This window comes from Phyllobacterium trifolii (assembly GCF_014192095.1).
GTDB lineage: Bacteria > Pseudomonadota > Alphaproteobacteria > Rhizobiales > Rhizobiaceae > Phyllobacterium > Phyllobacterium trifolii.
The window spans coordinates 26,151-43,198 of the sequence record NZ_JACHXN010000028.1; the positions used below are offsets into that span (position 1 = coordinate 26,151).

General features: G+C 57.2%; 13 protein-coding genes. 4 read left to right on the top strand and 9 right to left on the bottom strand.

Features of this window, described 5'->3' with window-relative positions; genetic code table 11:
• Window positions 1-59: 59 nt before the first annotated feature.
• Window positions 60-1,163: an ABC transporter ATP-binding protein gene (locus FHS21_RS26820; protein ID WP_183664906.1), complete on the bottom strand. Its 1,104-nt coding sequence runs from the start codon at window positions 1,161-1,163 to the stop codon at window positions 60-62.
• A 252-nt stretch (window positions 1,164-1,415) separates the two neighbouring features.
• Here FHS21_RS26820 and FHS21_RS26825 point away from each other — a divergent pair, with 252 nt between their 5' ends.
• Together FHS21_RS26825 and FHS21_RS26830 are read left to right on the top strand one after the other, a co-directional pair.
• Window positions 1,416-2,390 (top strand): ABC transporter substrate-binding protein, encoded by a 975-nt coding sequence (locus tag FHS21_RS26825; protein ID WP_183664908.1) that lies wholly within the window; start codon window positions 1,416-1,418, stop codon window positions 2,388-2,390.
• Between the two features lie 6 nt (window positions 2,391-2,396).
• A complete protein-coding gene (locus tag FHS21_RS26830; protein ID WP_312879938.1) occupies window positions 2,397-4,148 on the top strand; it encodes an ABC transporter permease in 1,752 nt (583 codons plus the stop codon).
• A gap of 102 nt (window positions 4,149-4,250) precedes the next feature.
• Here the strand turns inward: FHS21_RS26830 and FHS21_RS26835 are convergent, their stop codons facing one another.
• Window positions 4,251-5,285, bottom strand: a complete 1,035-nt coding sequence (locus tag FHS21_RS26835; RefSeq protein ID WP_183664910.1) for an ABC transporter ATP-binding protein — start codon at window positions 5,283-5,285, stop codon at window positions 4,251-4,253.
• Window positions 5,286-5,544: 259 nt separating this feature from the next.
• Between FHS21_RS26835 and FHS21_RS26840 the strand changes: the two genes are divergently transcribed.
• Both FHS21_RS26840 and FHS21_RS26845 read left to right on the top strand, forming a co-directional pair.
• On the top strand, window positions 5,545-6,768 hold the full coding sequence (locus FHS21_RS26840; protein WP_183664912.1) for an efflux RND transporter periplasmic adaptor subunit: 1,224 nt from the start codon (window positions 5,545-5,547) through the stop codon (window positions 6,766-6,768).
• Window positions 6,765-9,875 (top strand): efflux RND transporter permease subunit, encoded by a 3,111-nt coding sequence (locus FHS21_RS26845; protein WP_183664914.1) that lies wholly within the window; start codon window positions 6,765-6,767, stop codon window positions 9,873-9,875. The genes FHS21_RS26840 and FHS21_RS26845 overlap by 4 nt, the downstream gene beginning before the upstream one ends.
• Before the next feature lies 1 nt (window position 9,876).
• On the opposite strand, the gene trhA is transcribed toward FHS21_RS26845, so the two are convergent.
• Genes trhA through FHS21_RS26880 form a run of 7 tightly spaced genes read right to left on the bottom strand, consistent with a single transcriptional unit; the run spans window position 9,877 to window position 17,015 of the window.
• Entirely contained in the window at window positions 9,877-10,533 is a 657-nt protein-coding gene (trhA, locus tag FHS21_RS26850; RefSeq protein WP_183664916.1) for a PAQR family membrane homeostasis protein TrhA, read from the bottom strand.
• Window positions 10,534-10,593: 60 nt separating this feature from the next.
• Window positions 10,594-11,580: an ABC transporter permease gene (locus FHS21_RS26855; RefSeq protein ID WP_183664918.1), complete on the bottom strand. Its 987-nt coding sequence runs from the start codon at window positions 11,578-11,580 to the stop codon at window positions 10,594-10,596.
• Complete coding sequence (locus tag FHS21_RS26860; RefSeq protein WP_183664920.1) at window positions 11,577-12,557, bottom strand: ABC transporter permease; 981 nt, start codon at window positions 12,555-12,557, stop codon at window positions 11,577-11,579. Before FHS21_RS26860 ends, FHS21_RS26855 begins: the two co-directional genes overlap by 4 nt.
• A complete protein-coding gene (locus FHS21_RS26865) occupies window positions 12,554-14,080 on the bottom strand; it encodes a sugar ABC transporter ATP-binding protein (protein WP_376772220.1) in 1,527 nt (508 codons plus the stop codon). The genes FHS21_RS26860 and FHS21_RS26865 overlap by 4 nt, the downstream gene beginning before the upstream one ends.
• A 55-nt stretch (window positions 14,081-14,135) precedes the next feature.
• Entirely contained in the window at window positions 14,136-15,266 is a 1,131-nt protein-coding gene (locus FHS21_RS26870) for a sugar ABC transporter substrate-binding protein (RefSeq protein WP_112524387.1), read from the bottom strand.
• A 41-nt stretch (window positions 15,267-15,307) separates the two neighbouring features.
• Complete coding sequence (locus FHS21_RS26875) at window positions 15,308-16,240, bottom strand: SMP-30/gluconolactonase/LRE family protein (RefSeq protein WP_183664923.1); 933 nt, start codon at window positions 16,238-16,240, stop codon at window positions 15,308-15,310.
• 58 nt (window positions 16,241-16,298) lie between these two features.
• Entirely contained in the window at window positions 16,299-17,015 is a 717-nt protein-coding gene (locus FHS21_RS26880; RefSeq protein WP_183664925.1) for a GntR family transcriptional regulator, read from the bottom strand.
• Window positions 17,016-17,048 lie beyond the last annotated feature (33 nt).

Genomic DNA, 17,048 nt, shown 5'->3' on the forward strand with positions numbered 1-17,048 from the left:
GAGAAAAGTGAACAGTTGCAGTGTTGTTTTGGCGGCCCGGTTTCCGGCGTCCAATTTGTTTAATGCGCGCGTGCCTCAGCCAGGCCTTCGACAACGTTGAAGATAAAAAGCGACTTGGCCGGAATGCATACCCGTACTGTCTCGCCCTGATTGAAGGGCGTATCAGCATCGACAAGGATCTCGTTCTCACCCAGCCTGATTGCGTGACGCCAATGGCCACCCGGATAGCTGACGCTTGTAACCTGGCCACGTAACTCCAGCGTTCCAGGTTGCAGGACCGTCTTATCCTCAGAACGTGCGAGACGTGCCGCCTCGGCACGGAAACGCAGTTCAATCGGGCCGGTTGCCAATGTTCGTCCGGCACGTGCCGTGACGACCGAAGGGTTGAACGAACCTTCCATGAGTTCGACCTGCTCGCCTTGGACTCGGGCCCGCATCGACAGAAGATTCTCAGCCCCCATGAATGCCGCCACAAAAGGGGAGGCGGGTTTGTTATAAACGTCTTCCGGTGAACCCTCCTGTTCAATACAACCCGCATTCATGATGATGATGCGGTCCGCCATCACCATCGCTTCTTCGCGATCGTGGGTGACATGGATCGCAGTGATACCGAGCCGCTTCTGCAGGGAGCGAATTTCATGTCGCACCGTAAGGCGAATGCGCGCATCGAGATTGGAAAGTGGCTCATCAAGCAGCAGGATTTCCGGATCGATTGCCAAGGCCCGGCCGAGCGCGACGCGCTGCCGCTGTCCGCCGGAAAGCTGTCCAGGTTTACGATCGCCAAGGCCCGCAAGGCCGAGCAGATTCTGCATCTCGTTGACCCGCGCGTCGATGTTTTCTCGCGACCGTCGCTGCAACTTCAACCCATAGCCGATGTTCTGGGCAACAGTCATGTGCGGCCACAGCGCATAGGACTGGAAAACAAGCGCCATGCCGCGTTTGTCCGGCGGCATTTGCGTAACGTCGCGATCCGCCACCCGGATCGAACCGAAAAATGGCTTGGTAAATCCTGCGATCGTGCGCAATAGCGTTGTCTTGCCGCAGCCCGACGAGCCCAGCAGAGCGACGAATTCGCCCTTATGAATACCGAGGTCAAGCTTATCGAGAACGGTCGTTGTGCCATAGCCAACGCTCATCTTCTCGACCGAGAGAAATGGCCGCATACTTCAGTTCCACCCTATTGCGCAGCTGTGCAATTTTTTCTTGTACTGTCTGTTCATAACAGCCACGTGACAAGCGAAAAATATTGAAGCTGCCAATGCACAATGCGCCAGCCTGATGATACCCGACAGGGAAAATGCGACTTTCGGATATATGTCATAGAACCGTTATCCGGCTTGTATAAGGGTGGCCAATCCGTTTGTGCCCGCATAATAGAGAAGCGGGCATGTCTCGTTTGATAAAAGGGAATCATCGTGCGTCAACTTCTCACCGCTGCAATTTTACTGGCCGCCGGGCTGCATCCAGCCTTCGCCGTTGATGGTAAACTCGTTCTCTATACAAGTCAGCCCAACACCGACGCACAACAAACGACAGATGCCTTTATGGCAAAGAACCCCGGCATCAAGGTCGAGTGGGTTCGTGACGGAACACCGAAGATCATGGCCAAGCTGCGCGCCGAAATCGAAGCCGGCAATCCTCAGCCCGATGTTCTTTTGCTTTCCGATGTTGTCACAATGGAAGGTTTGAAGAAGGAGGGCCGTCTTCTCGCGTTCAAGGATGCCGATACCAATGGCATCGATCCGGCGCTGATGGACAAGGACGGTACCTATTTCTCCACCAAACTCATCACGACAGGCATCGTCTACAACACCAAGGCGCCATTCGTTCCCTCGAGTTGGAGCGACCTCACCAAGCCCGAGGCCAAGAACCTGGTCAGCATGCCAAGCCCGCTGACATCGGGTGCTGCGATGATCCATACGGTGACGTTGACGGAAAACCTGCCACAGGGCTGGGACTTCTATGCCGCGCTCGCCAAGAATGGTGCACAGGCCGCAGGCGGCAATGGCGATGTCCTCAAAGCTGTCAGCGGTGGCGACAAACTTTTCGGCATGATCGTCGATTACATGCCGATCCGCGAAAAGGCCAAAGGCGCGCCGGTCGAGTTCGTATTCCCGAAGGAAGGCGTCTCGGCCGTAACCGAACCGGTGGCCATTCTCTCTACGGCGAAGAACCCCGAGGCAGCCAAGGCCTTTGTCAATTTCCTCCTATCGGAAGAAGGCCAGAAGCTTGCGGTCGGCATGGGCTATATCCCTGCGCGTCCCGATGCCGGCCTTCCGGCAGGTTATCCGGATCGTTCCACCATCAAGGTTCTGGCGTTCGACGCAGCCGGCGCATTGACGAACGATACGGCGAACAAAGAAAAATTCAGCGACGTTATGGGGCAATAAGGCTCTTTGACTGTTACCCAATCTCTCCGCCCTGGCGAACAACCCGCGTCACGCGACGCGGGTTTTCTCTCAATCCTGTGGCGAAAACTTCTGTACGATACGCGGCTTTCGAGTCTGGCCGTTCTGGTAGTCATTTTTCTGCTGAGCCTGGTTCCTGTGCTGCGTCTCATGGCGACGGCCATTGCTCCCGGCGGCGAAGTTGATCTGACCGCTTTCGCAAGCCGTCTTTCAAGCCCGGCGGTCATCCGCGCAACGTTCAATACGCTCGACACGTCCTTCTTCGGCGCATTGCTAGCACTTGTGATCGGTGCGCCCTTTGCCGTTGCCCTATCCATGACTGACTTGCCAGGGCGCCGGACGCTGGGTTTCCTGCTGCTGCTGCCGTTGATGATCGCGCCGCAAGTCATGGCGCTGTCTTGGCTGCATCTCTTCGGCCCATCGAGCACCTTGCTTGGAGCCTTCAATCTCTCGCCTCGCCCGGGCACAGTCAATCCTCTGCTCGGCCGCAATGGCATTATCCTGCTTTATGCCATTCAACACGCGCCAATTATCTTTATCACGTTGCGAGCAGGGCTTATGCGCGTCCCGCGGGATCTGGTTGAAGCGGCGCGCTCATCGGGGTCTTCACCGCTCCGCGTCCTTCTCACCATTATCCTGCCCATGGTGCGGCCCTATATCGTCGCCGCAACGGCGCTTGCCTTTGTCTCTGGTGTCGGCAATTTCGGCATTCCTGCGCTACTCGGCATGCCGGTCAACTATCTGACGCTGACAACGCTGATCTATCAGCGAATTTCCAGCTTTGGCCCGAGTGTATTGCCGCAAGTTGCGGCGCTCTCTGTGCTGATTGCCATCCTGGCGCTGCTCGGCGTCACGTTGCAGGCCCTGGCCCTGCGCCGCGCTGGTCATCGTTTCACAGTTGGGACACCTGCGCGTTTCACCCTGGGAAGCTGGCGGTTGCCGCTCGCGCTGCTGGGCTGGGTCGCCATATCGTTCATGCTCATCCTTCCTGTTCTCGCCTTGGTCACGACTGCGCTTATTCCGTCATTCGGTGTTCCGCTCAACTGGGCTACTTTGACCTTTTCCAACTTCGAGGAAGTGCTGTTTCGTCAGGCTTCGACCAATCGTGCCTTCCGCAATTCCACAATGCTGGCTGGTGGCACGGCATTGCTCCTCGCCTTTGGTGCCATTCCCTTGGCGATCGGTCTCGAGCGCTTTTCGCGCCTGTCGCAACGCCTACTGCATGGGATGATCGAACTGCCCTATGCGCTGCCAGGCATTGTCCTCGCCATTGCCTGCATTCTCCTGTTTCTGCGGCCGCTGCCAATGGTCGGTAGCCTCTATGCTACGCCATGGATCATCCTCGCTGCTTATCTCATGCGTTTCTTTGCTCTCGCCATGAAGCCGGTCACCGCTGCTATTGGTCAAATGTCGCGAGATCTCGACGAGGCAGCCGCGGTCTCTGGTGCTTACCCCTTGCGCCGGATGATGACGATCATCGCGCCACTGGCCGCGCCTGCCGCCTTCGCAGGCGCGCTTCTGGTATTCATGAGCGCTTTCAACGAGCTGACTGTCTCTGCATTGTTGTGGTCAAGCGGCAACGAAACCTTGGGCGTTGTGTTGTTCAGCCTGGAGGAGGCGGGGCTCGGCACTCAAGCGGCAGCAATCGCAGTCACGACCATTGTCATCGTCGTCGGATTACTTCTTCTTCTGGATCGGCTCGGCAGGAGATTGCCAGCAGGCGTCCTGCCCTGGCGTTGACCAGAGCAATTCCAGGAAAAGTGGGAACCGGCTTTCCGTCCGGAATTGCGTAAAAACCAATAGTTAGAGCAACTCTGTTTTTCGAAGAAAAACGGAGTTGCTTTAAGGAATGATCCAGGCGTCGCTAACGCCGACATGCACCTTGCTTCCAAGGGGGAGGGGGTGCGGGCTATCGAGCGTCAGCCGCTCGCCATTGGCAAGCTCGAGCCACGTTTCGTGCACCGGTCCACGATAGGTACTTTGCTGAACGACAGCAGCGAGACCTTGATCGGCAAGGGTGACCGCCTCGGGACGCAGCAGAACCTGCACACTATCCGTACCGGTGGCCTGTCCACGCGCAGTGACGAGAGTGCCGCCTATGTCGACGATGGTTGATTGGCCGTTCCTGCGCACGACTGTGCCGGAAACGACCGTCCCGCGCCCGATAAACCCCGCCACCTTTCGGTCAGATGGTGAATGATAGACTTGCGCAGGGGAGGCGATCTGCAGGATATTTCCCGAACTCATGACCGCGACACGATCGGATAGCGCGAGTGCTTCCGATTGATCATGCGTCACGTAGACGATTGTCGCACGCGTGCGACGGTGGATCTCGCGAAATGCTTCGACCATCGAAGCCCGCAAATGCATGTCGAGATTGGCGAGTGGCTCATCGAAGAGAATAATCTTTGCGTCCGCTACGAGGCAGCGGGCAAGGGCAACCCGCTGACGCTGGCCACCAGAAAGTTCCTCGATCCCACGCTTGGCGTAACCGTCAAGGCCCACACTGTCGAGGACGGCAGCGACGCGCCTCATAATCTCGTCCTTACCCACCTTTCGCGTCTTCAAGGGATAGGCGACATTTGCAGCCACATCCATATGCGGCCAGAGTGCGTAGGACTGGAAGACGACACCGACACCGCGCTCTTCCGGCTTCTTCTGGCTCTTCGCATCGGCGATCAACTCGTCCCCAAACGACAGCTGCCCGCCATCCGGCGCGTCAAATCCAGCGATTAGCCGCAGCAAAGTGGTCTTGCCGCAACCGGATGGGCCAAGCAATGAAGTGAACGACCCGGCTGGAAAATCGATCGAGATATCGTTGAGCGCAGTGACGTCGCCAAAGCGTTTTGTCAGGTTCTGGATGCGGATTTCGGTCATGCGCAGGTTTTACAATTCTTTCTGCAATTTGACACCGGTTATGCTGCGTTTGCGTAACATTTGTGTGACGAGCGGTTGATGTCGAACGTGCGCCTTACAAAAAACCCAGATAGCGCCTGAGATTAACGCCGCAAGCGCTGCCACGAAGGTTCAAATCATTACGAAACTATAATTTGAAATGGCCTTCGGAGTCGTTAGTGCTTGCGCATTAGGGGAAGGCGGGCTCCCACGGCATACCGCCACGAGAGAGATATTTGTCATGAAGCGTATCGGCCTTCTGATCGCCACAGCATTCATTGCCGGTATTGGCTATTTTGTCGTCTATCCCGAACTATACCCACGCGCATCTTCACCGGCACAGAGCACATCATCAGTCGATACAGCGCCCGCTGGCGGCAAGGTCCGTAAAGGGGGAGCAACCGCCTCTGTCGTGGTTGCATCTGCCAAATCGGAAGACGTGCCTGTCACAAAGACAGTCGTTGCCACGATGGAGCCGATCGACACGGTCGCCGTCAAGCCACAGATCAACGGCGTTGTTGTCGCAACCGAAGTCACCGACGGTCAAATGGTCAAGACTGGAGACGTGCTTTTCCAGCTTGATGATCGCGCAATCCGCGCCATGATCGACAAGGATCAAGCACTGCTTGCCAAGGACCAGGCTAGCCTGGTTGCTGCGAACCTCGATCTGACAAGTGCCAGGGACCTGCAAAAACGCAACGTTGATACCAATCAGCAGGTCTATCAGTTCGAAGCCGCCGTAAAGGTGCTGGAAGCAACGATCAATATGGATAAGGCACAGATTGCTGCTGATCAGGTGCAACTGTCTTATATGACGATCACGGCGCCTATGGACGGGCGCGTGGGCGTCGTCAACACATCCGTCGGCAACTTTGTCCGCAACAATGATACGAACGCCCTTCTCACTATTACCAAAATGGCGCCGCTGCGCGTTGCCTTCATCATTTCCGAACGTGATCTGCCTGCCCTGCGAGCGGCCGTGGCCGATCATCCGACGCCCGTCCAGGTCAAACTTCCAAATAGCAACGTGACGGTCGCGACAGGCACTTTGAACTTCATCGATTCGAGTGTCGACACCTCGTCCGGCACAGTGGTTCTGAAAGCAGATATCGCCAATACGGACGGTGCGCTTTGGCCCGGACAATATGTTACGGCTGTAGTGGAACTCACCGTTCACAAGAATGCCACGACCGTGCCGCTCGTTGCCATTCAGCAGGGAAATGACGGCTCGTTCGTCTTCCTCGTCCATTCCAACAAAACAGTTGCAAAGCAGAACATCACACTTACCGACACTGCCGGCGACACGGCGGTTGTCGCCTCCGGCGTAGCGCCTGGCGATCAGGTGGTGGTCGATGGCCAGCTTCACTTGCAGGACGGCTCACCCGTCCAGACAAGCACGCAGGCGGCGGATATAGCATCGTCGATCGGCAGCCCGGATGCCGGAGCCTTAGAGGCCGTTAAATGAACATTTCATCGGTCTTCATTCGCCGGCCAATTGCAACCATCCTGCTTTCCATCGCGCTCGCCGCATCTGGCCTCTTCGCCTACAGATTCATTCCCGTCGCCGCGCTGCCTGAAGTCGATTTTCCTATCATAACAGTTTCCGCACAGCTTCCCGGCGCAGCACCGGATACGATGGCGAGTGCCGTTGCGACGCCCCTGATCAAGCAGTTCTCAACAATCCAGGCCATTTCGACAATCAGTTCGACGAGCACCGAGGGTGCAACGCATATTACGCTCGAATTCGATTTGAACCGTGATATCGACCAGGCTGCGGCGGACGTTCAGGCTGCAATCGCAAGCACGCTGCGCCGTCTGCCGGCCAATATGACGGATCCGCCGAGTTACAGGAAAAGCAATCCTGCCGATGCACCGGTCGTTCTCGTGGCGCTGCAAAGCGACACAATGCAATTGTCGAAGCTCGACGACTACGCCGAAAACGTCATGTCTCCTGCGTTTTCGACGATCAACGGCGTCGGAGAAGTGCAGGTCTTTGGCACCAAGCAATATGCCGTGCGCGTCGAGGTCGATCCGGAGGCGGTGACTGCACGCGGCATAGGCCTCGACGAACTGACAGCTGCTGTCGCGAGCAAGAATTCGATCGCCCCCGTTGGAACGATCTCCAGCCCGACGCAGCAGATGGCGATTGAAGCCGATACGCAGGCCCAGAACGCCGATACGTTCCGCCAGATCATCGTCAAATCGGCAAACGGCAAGCTGGTTCGCTTGGGCGACGTGGCTCGTGTTATCGATTCCGTCGCCACCACGCAGACCGAAAGCAGGTATGACGGCAAGCCATCGCTTGTTCTGGGCGTTTTTCGCCAGCCCGGCGCCAATACTGTCGACGTCGTGGATCGCGTCAAGGCGATCCTGCCGCAATTCGAGCAGGATCTTGGGCCCTCAGCCAGCATCCACATCTTGAATGACCGCTCGGCCTCCATCCGGCAGGCGGTGTCGGACGTGCAGTTCACCCTGCTCTTGACGATCGGGCTGGTCATCCTGGTGATCTTCATCTTCCTGCGCCGTGTGAGCGCAACGATGATCCCGATCGTGGCTGTCCCGCTTTCGTTGATCGCCACACTTGGCGCGATGTATGTGCTCGGGTTTTCGATCGACAACATCTCTCTGCTCGGCTTGACCTTGTCTGTCGGACTGGTCGTCGATGATGCAATCGTTATGCTCGAAAACATTGCGCGCCATATAGAAGATGGCATGGCTCCGCTCGAGGCGGCACTCAAAGGTAGCGAGGAGATCGGCTTCACGATCATCTCGATCACCACGTCGCTTGTTGCGGTGTTCATCCCGATCCTGCTGATGGGCGGCGTCGTCGGGCGTATCTTCAACGAATTCGCCGTCGTCGTGACAGTCGCTATCGTTGCCTCGGCGCTGATATCCCTCACGCTGACGCCTATGCTATGCAGCCATTTGCCTCCCGAAAAGCACACCGACGGCGAAAAGAAGAAACCGCTCACCGAGCGTATTTTCGACGCGGTGCAGTCGGGTTACGGCCGTGTTCTTGATCTTTGCCTGCGCGCACGCCCCGTCGTCCTCGGCGTGTTCCTGCTGACAGTCGTGGCGACCGGCTATCTCTTCACAACGATTAATAAGGGTTTCCTGCCGACTGAGGATATCGGGCAATTGTCGATCTCAACCGAGGCGCGGCAAGACATCTCGTTCGATGCTATGGTGGTGCTGCAGAAAAAGGTGGCGGATGCGATTTCGAGTAAGCCATATGTTGCGCATGTCGTATCCACCGTTGGTGGCGGCTTCAACTCCGCCAGTCTTAATCAGGGGCGCATGTTCGTCGAGCTGAAGCCGAAGTCAGAACGACTGGCGCTTGAACCTCTTCTTCGTGATCTGCGCCAGACCTTGTCGAAGATTCCCGGGATCACCAGCTACCCTGTCGCTGTGCAGAATCTGCGTATCGGCGGCGTCTCCTCCAATGCGCAGTATCAATACAACCTTCAAAGTGTCACTTCGACCGACCTCTATCCGTGGTCGCAGAAAATTCTGCTGGCGATGCAGCAGGAACGCCAGACCTTTGTCGACGTATCGAGCAATCTGCAGGACAACGCGCTTCAAGCGAATTTGGTGATCGATCAGGACAAGGCACAGATGCTCGGTATCAATGCCGATCAGCTTCGTAACACGTTCTACTACGCTTTCGGTACCAATCAGGCATCGACGATATTCTCGACGGCCGACAGCTATCAGGTCATTCTCGAGCTGGATCCAGACATTCCCTGGACGACCGACAAGCTTGACCAGATGCAGATCCGCTCGCCAACCACCGGCAAGCTGATTCCGCTTTCAGCCTTCGCCCACGTTGAGCGCAAGACCGGGCTGCTGGCTGTCAGCCAGCTCGGACAGCTCCCCGCGGTCACGATCTCCTTCAATCTGCCGCAGGGCGTCTCGCTCGGTCAGGCGGTACAGGAACTTGATACTCTCAAAACGCAACTAGGTGTGCCTGAGACCATCACGTCGAGCTTTACCGGTACTGCCCAGGTGTTCCAGCAATCCCTCGCCAACCAGGGCTTGCTTGTCGGCGCGGCGATCCTGACGATCTATATCGTGCTGGGCATCCTTTACGAAAGCTTCGTCCATCCGCTTACCATCCTGACCGGACTGCCGGCGGCCGCGGCAGGCGCACTCGCGACGATGGAGTTGTTCGGTTACGATCTCAGCGTCATTGCGATCATCGGCATCCTGATGCTGATAGGCATCGTCAAGAAGAACGCAATCATGATGGTCGACTTTGCGCTTGTTCGACAGCGAGCGGGTGAAACCTCGTTCGATGCCATTCGCGAAGCCTGTCTCGTGCGTTTCCGTCCGATCATGATGACGACCCTCGCTGCCCTCATGGGTACAATTCCCATCGCCATTGGTGCAGGAGCGAGCTCGGAGCTTCGTCAGCCGCTCGGTGTGGCGGTCGTCGGTGGTCTCGTGGTTTCCCAGATCCTCACGCTATTCATCACACCGGTTATTTTCCTCTACATGGAGGATTTGTCTCGCGCCTTGAGCAAGATCGGCCACCGGCTGCGCGGCACACACGCGCCAGCGCCTGCAGAATAATTCAGGCGACGGCCGAACACACCGCTGCAAAGTGAATACTCGCAGCGACCAGCACAAATCCGTGCCATATCGCGTTGTGAAATGGCAACCTCTCCAGAATGTGGAAAATAACGCCGAGCGAATAGACCACGCCACCGGCGAGAATGAGCCAAACGATCGTGGCGGAGAGCGCGCCGGAAAATTCCTGATAGGCCGCGGCGCCGCTCCAGCCAAGTCCAAGATAGAGTGCGATCGACAGCCTGTCGAAGCGGTCAGGCTTCAGGAATTTTAAAAGTACGCCAACGATGGCAATTGCCCATACACCTGCCAGCAGCCACCACGTTCCGCTCTTGGCCATGAAGGGCGTATACGTTCCGGCAATCAGGAGATAGATCGCCGAATGATCGAAACGCCGCAGAAACCGCTTAATCGGCGAGGTCGGCCAGATATTGTACGCGGCCGACAGCGACATCGATAAAACCAGAGTAACAAGGTAGACCGTCGTTGCCACATAAGGACCCATCGCTGTCCGATCAAACATGAACAACAGCAGCGCGACCGATCCTCCCAGCGCCAGAATGACACCGATGACATGCACAGCGCCATCGGCTCGCAACTCGGCCAGCGTATAGTTCCTATAGACTACGGCGGGTGCCGTTGAGACGTCTGCTTTGCGCATGGCCTTTCCGATTCACCCCTTAGCATCGGCTTTCAGGGAATACTTGTCCAGCGCCTGCCGCTATTTTCGATCGATCTCTCCGCGCCCATAGGCGAGCAGCATAGCAAGAATAACCACGCCATAGATGATCTGCCGGCCGGCTTCCGGCATCTGCATAACCGCGAGGATTGATTGCAGCAGAGTGATCAGGATAACGCCAGCAATCGTACCGAGGTAGTTGCCGCGGCCGCCGAGTATATTGGTCCCGCCAAGGACGACGGCCGCAATGGCCGGCAATAAATACGGATCACCCATGGCCTGATAAGCCTTGGTTGAATAACCCGCAAGCAGCACACCGGCAAAGGCGGCAGCCGCGCCCGACAGAACAAAACACCAGATGATCACTGCATTGGTGTTGACACCGGAGAGGTAAGCTGCGGCCTCGCGATTGCCCACTGCATAGACGCGGCGGCCGAATGCCGTGCGGGTCAAAAGGAAGATGGTGAGTGTGCCAACGGCGACCCATATGAGCAGGGCATTGGGAATACCGAAGACCGGCCGGCCGACTGCCAGGAAATGCATCGCATCGGTGGCATGGTCCTGCGGCGCAAAACCGCCCGTATGCAACACCATCAGCCCTTGCACCACAGCGTTCATGCCAAGTGTAAAAATCATCGATGGCAGCCGCAAATAGGCCACCCCGAGGCCATTCAGCAATCCAACCATTGCACCGCAAAACACCCCGACCGGGATGGCGAGAAGATTGCCGGTCTCGCCGAACCAGCCAGCAACAGCCGTCGCCATCATCGCGCCGAGCGTCACCGTCCACGGGATCGAAAGGTCGATGTGACCGATCAGGATGACCATCATTGCGCCCGAGGCGATGATACCGAGAAAGGCGCTGATTTGCAGTTGCTGCAGCAGATATTCAGGTGAGAGGAATTCGCGGGAATAGAGTGCTCCACCAAGCAGCATCAGGATTATGCAAGAGAACGCGATGACAAGCGAACGGTCGAACGCAAACCGCAGGGCAGGAATGGTGCTGACCGGAAGTTTCGACTCGCTCATGCGAAAAGCTCCAGGCGGTTGCGGATACGCAGGACGCGCAATGCGCCGAGACTTACCGCCGCGAGCAGGACAACACCTTGAAACAGCGGCTGCCACAACGGATCGAGATCAAACACGAAAAGCAGATCCTCGATGGTGCGGAGCACGAACGCACCGAAGATCGATCCGATCGCCGAGCCCCAACCACCGAACAGCGACGTTCCACCGATCACCACCGCCGCGATGGAATTTAGCGTATAGGTTCCGGCGATCGGAGCCGAGGCCTCGCCAGAATAGGTGTTGAAGGTGAGCATCAGTCCGCCGATGGCGGCAAGCAACCCTGCAAGCGTATAGGCCAATAGCTTCGCCCGCTGTACCGGCACGCCGGACATATAGGCGGCCTGCTCGTTCGAGCCCACGGCATAGGCGGCACGGCCAAGCACCGAGTTCCGGTAGGGTAGCCAGACGATCAGCACGATCGCGAGGAGTACAACGAGTGCTGTCGGTATGACGCCGAAGAGCTGGCCGGTCGCAAAGTCGGCGATATCCGACTGCACGTCGCCTCCGGGTCCCGGTCGCACATAGAGCGCGATGCCGTAATATACGGCACCAGTCGCAAGCGTCGTGATGATCGGCTGCAGCCGCCCCCAGACAATGATTGCCCCGTTGATGAATCCGGCCAGCGCACCCGCGCCAAGCACAATGGCAATGCCGAGAAAACCTTCGCCGATCGTGCCGACCACAAGGACCGACGCCAGACAATTGGCGAGGATGAAGACCATTCCCACCGAAAGATCAAGACCGCGTGTCAACACCGGCAGGGTCTGCGCCATAGCGACCAGCGCGAGCAGAACCGCCTTGTTGGACGCCGTGGTCGCCACGGCCGCAGTCAGCCCGACCGGATGATTGCTGACATAGATAGTGAACATCACGATGAAGAGACCGATGGCGGCGAGCAACCCGCCATTGTGATGGATGCGATGGCGAAGATCGTTCATGCCGCCTGTTCCTTGTCGTCGACATTGAGTGCCGTCTCGATGATGGTGCGCTCGTTAAGGTGCTGGCCTTCCAGTTCCCGCGCGATACTGCCGTTATACATGACGAGAACGCGGTCACAGCAGCCGATCAGCTCTGCATAGTCTGTGGAGTAGAAAAGCACCGCCACTCCTTTATCCGCAAGGTCCCGAAGCAGCTGATACACCTCCTGTTTGGTACCTACATCGATACCGCGCGTTGGGTCGTTGAGAAGGATGATGCCGGGATCGGTCATCAACCATTTCGCCAGCACGACCTTTTGCTGGTTGCCACCCGACAAGGTGGAGACTGCGGCGGCAAGATCGGAAATCTTGATCTTCAGGCTGTCGATTATTCTTTCGACAGCGGAATGTTCTTTACCTCCATCCAATCTCAATCCCTTCTGGAACCGGGACAACGAAGCCAGACTGATATTGTCACGAATATTCATCGGCAGCATCAAGCCTTCGGTCTTGCGGTCTTCAGGAATAAGCGCCAATGGCAGGGAAGCCCGCATTGCCGAACGAGGCCCCGAGAGACGGTGCGGTTTGCCCACTATTTCGACCGTGCCGGAAACACCTTTGAGCACACCGAAAAGCGCCAGCAGCAGGGAACGTTGTCCCTGACCGTCCAATCCTCCCAGTCCGACGATTTCGCCCTTGCGAATATCAAGTGATATGTCGCGCAACTGAGCCCCCCATGAAAGGTTCTTGGCAGACAGCGCTACCGGTTCCGCGGGCTTCGGCGCTGGCTTGTCAGGATAGTGATGCGTTAATTCGCGCCCAATCATCATCTGGACGATGGCGCTGACCGAGCGTTCGCCCTTCCGGAACGTTTCGATCCTCCTTCCATTGCGAAAAACAGTCGCAACATCGGCAAGGGCCTCGATCTCATGCATCCGGTGCGAAACGTAGAGAATACCCACGCCTTCAGATCGAAGCTTGCGGATGATCGCGTAGACACGTTCAACATCGGCGGCTGTCAACGCTGAAGTCGCCTCGTCCAAAATGAGCAGCTTCGGCTTTTTGCCGAGCGCCTTGGCGATTTCCACCATCTGACGCCGTGACAGCGGCAGGTCGCGTACGAGTTCGAGCGGATGCACATCCTCACAGCCGATCGACGCAAGGAGCTCCCGCGCGCGTTGACGCTGTGCAGCACTGTCAATCAACCCGCCGCGCAGAGGAGGGGAGACGATCGAGAGATTATCAGCCACCGTCAGATCAGGCAGCAACGAGAGCTCTTGGAACACGCAGACCACGCCTGCGGCCATCGCCTCCGTTGGATTGCGAAAATTTACGCGCCGGCCGTCGACGAAGACCTCGCCATCGCTCGGGTCGGTCACTCCGGCGGCAATCTTGATCAGCGTCGATTTGCCGGCGCCGTTCTCGCCAAGAACCGCGTGAATCTCGCCTGGGTAGGCGACGAAATCCACCTCGTTCAGCGCAGCGATGCCGCCATAGCGCTTCGAGACATGTTTCATTTCCAGAATTGGTGCAGCGTCCGACACGAAACCCCTCCCAAAGAGAACCGGGGCGCACATTCTGCGCCCCGGCATTGCAGACTTACTGATCGGCTTTGGTCTGACCCATGATTTCCTGTGCACTGAAATTGATGCCGCAGGTCGGGAAGGAATTGCCAACGAAGAAGTTGTCCGTTTCTTTTGAATAGAAGCTGTCGCCGTCCTTGAAATTCGGATCTTCGACGATGGACAGGGGCAACGAAATCGATTGCGGGACGACCTCTCCTTCGAGCGCCGCAATAGCAGTCTTGATGGCAACGGCAACCTGCGCAGGGCCAGTACCTGCGGAGGTGCATTTCAATCCATCCTTGGAATATTCCGCGCAAAGCTTGCGGAAACCATTCTCCGTTTCACCGCCCACCGGAACGAACGGATGCTTCGCGTCGATCATGGCACGCACCGTTCCGGTCGAGCCGCCCTGAACGGAAACCCCATCGAAATGCTTGTGCACGGCAATGGCGTCAGCCACGACCTTCTGCGCAGTGCCGTCATCCCAGCGGCCGACGACTTCTACGGATTCCCACTTTCCGCCCGATTTTTTCAGGACTTCCTGAATGCCTTCGTGACGATCACGATCCACGGACGTGCCGGTAACGCCGCGAACTTCAAGCAGCTTGCCTTTGTTGCCAGGCACATTCTTGACAAGCCAGTTGCCCCACAATTCGCCAAGGCCCTTCTGGTCGACATTCACATTGACGGCCTCATCGGTATCGAGTGTGTTGTCGAAAGCAACGAGGATAACGCCGGCCGCATTGGCACGCTTGATGACGGGCTTGAATGCCGTCGGGTTCTGCGCGTTGACGACGATGGCGTCATAGCCGGAATTGATGAAATTATCCACTGCAGCGATCTGTGCGGCGACATCGTCGCCGGTCGAGACTACCTTGAATTCCTTGAGCTTGGCCTTCACCTCCGGCAAGGCAGCATAGGCCTTGGCGGTCTGAATCATCTGGATACGCCAGGTGTTGCCGATGAAACCGTTTGCAAGCGCTATGCGGTATGGACCTTCCTTCTTGGGCCATTGGAAAAACTTCGTTTCCGCCGTCAGCGGCTTGAAGCATTCTGCATCCTTGCTCGGACCTTTGACGATTTCGGGCCCCGCCGCATAGGCAGATACCGTCATCACCAGAGTGGCAGCTGTAGCGGCCAACAGATATTTAAGTGTCGTTTTCATTTCGGTTCCTCCTCCTTGTTAATTATCGTCTTGCTTGCCAATTACGGGGTTTGCACACCTCGCCGTGTCGTCTCCAGTGCATAGATCGAGCTTGTAGCCGCAATAAACAGCCGCGACTTTTCCGGCCCGCCAAAGGTAAGATTGGCAACGACCTCGGGCACGAGAATCCGGCCAAGCCTTTTTCCATCAGGCGTGTAACAGTGAACTCCGTCCTCGGCGGATATCCACAATAGCCCCTCGGTGTCGACGCGCAGTCCGTCCGGAACCATGTCGATCTCCGCAACCACGCGGCTGTTCCCAAGGTTTCTTCCGTCGATAACCTCAAGAGCGCGCACATTATGTGGACGTGCATCGTCGAAACCGAAGCCATGCCCGCGAGCACGGCCGGAATCGGCGATGTACAGCACGGTTTCGTTGGGCGAAAAGGCGAGGCCGTTCGGCCGGTCGAAATCATCCGCAACCACCTCTACAAGATGTGTGTCGGGATCGAGCCGGTAAACCTGATTGCTGCCAATCTCGCTCGGCGCACGAATGCCTTCATGATCGGAAATGATGCCGTAGGGCGGATCGGTAAACCAGATGGAACCATCGGATTTGACCACCACATCATTGGGAGAATTCAGGCGTTTGCCCTTCCAGTGCGTGGCGAGAACCTCGTAGCTGCCATCCTTGCCAGTGCGGCTGACACAGCGCCCGCCATGTTCGCAGGAAATCATCGCGCCGGTCCGGTCCAGCGTATTGCCATTGGTTCGTTGCGACGGCTGCCGGAACACCTGCAAGCCTTTATCCTGTGACCACGACATCATCCGGTTGTTGGGAATGTCAGAAAATCGTAGTTCTTGCGTTTCGTTGATCCAGACCGGCCCTTCGGCCCAGATAAAGCCGGTCGCGATCTGCTCCAGCCTGGCGTCGGCCTGAAAAAAAGACGCGAACTGTTCATCGTCCGACGAAAGAAACTCCTGTCCCGCTCCCATTATTTGGCTCTCCCATGCCCGATCTGTCATGCTTTTTTCACGCCGCCGTACACGGCTGCTATCGTTTCCCGGCCTTTAGCCGCCGCTCACTATTGCGCGTTGGTCTGTTATCGGCTGCAGGCGTCTCCAGCAATTCAATATAAGAAGAGCGTGTCCATTCAATATGCCAGGCCAGCAATTCCAGCACCTTCTCATTGTCGCCCCTCGTAACCAGCTCAAGCAGGTGCTTGTGCTCTCCATGCGACTTTTCATTGAGCGCAGGATTGAGTGACAGGCGGTTGCGCAAGGCCTGGATGCGGAACGCGATAACGGTGAACATCTCAGACAGGAACTGGTTGTCGGCGAGGTCGAACATTGCTTGGTGGAACACCCCGTCGAGAACGCGATAATCCTGCGTGTTTTCATTTGCCATCGCCACGTTCATGTCGGCGACGAGTTCCGCCCAACGGCGGCGCAGGTGATCCCGATTGCGATCCATGGCCAGACGAAGAGCAGCAAGTTCGAGTATGGAACGCATCTCGGCAAGTTGCACGACCTGGGCTGAACTCATTTCGAAGACAAACGTACCGCGCTGGGGGTGGATCTCGACAAGACCCTGGCGCTTCAGTTCCAGAAGCGCCTCGCGTACCGGAGTCTTGCTGACGCCCAGTTCCTGAGCCAGCGCGAGTTCCGACAAGGGTTCGCCACACTGCAGCGTTCCGTGTACAATGCGGCTGCGAATATACGCGGCCGCCTGTTCCGTCAGTGAAGGACCTCTCGCAAGCGTCAGGGTCACAAAGACATCTCCTGTCGTACTTATATCTGAGAT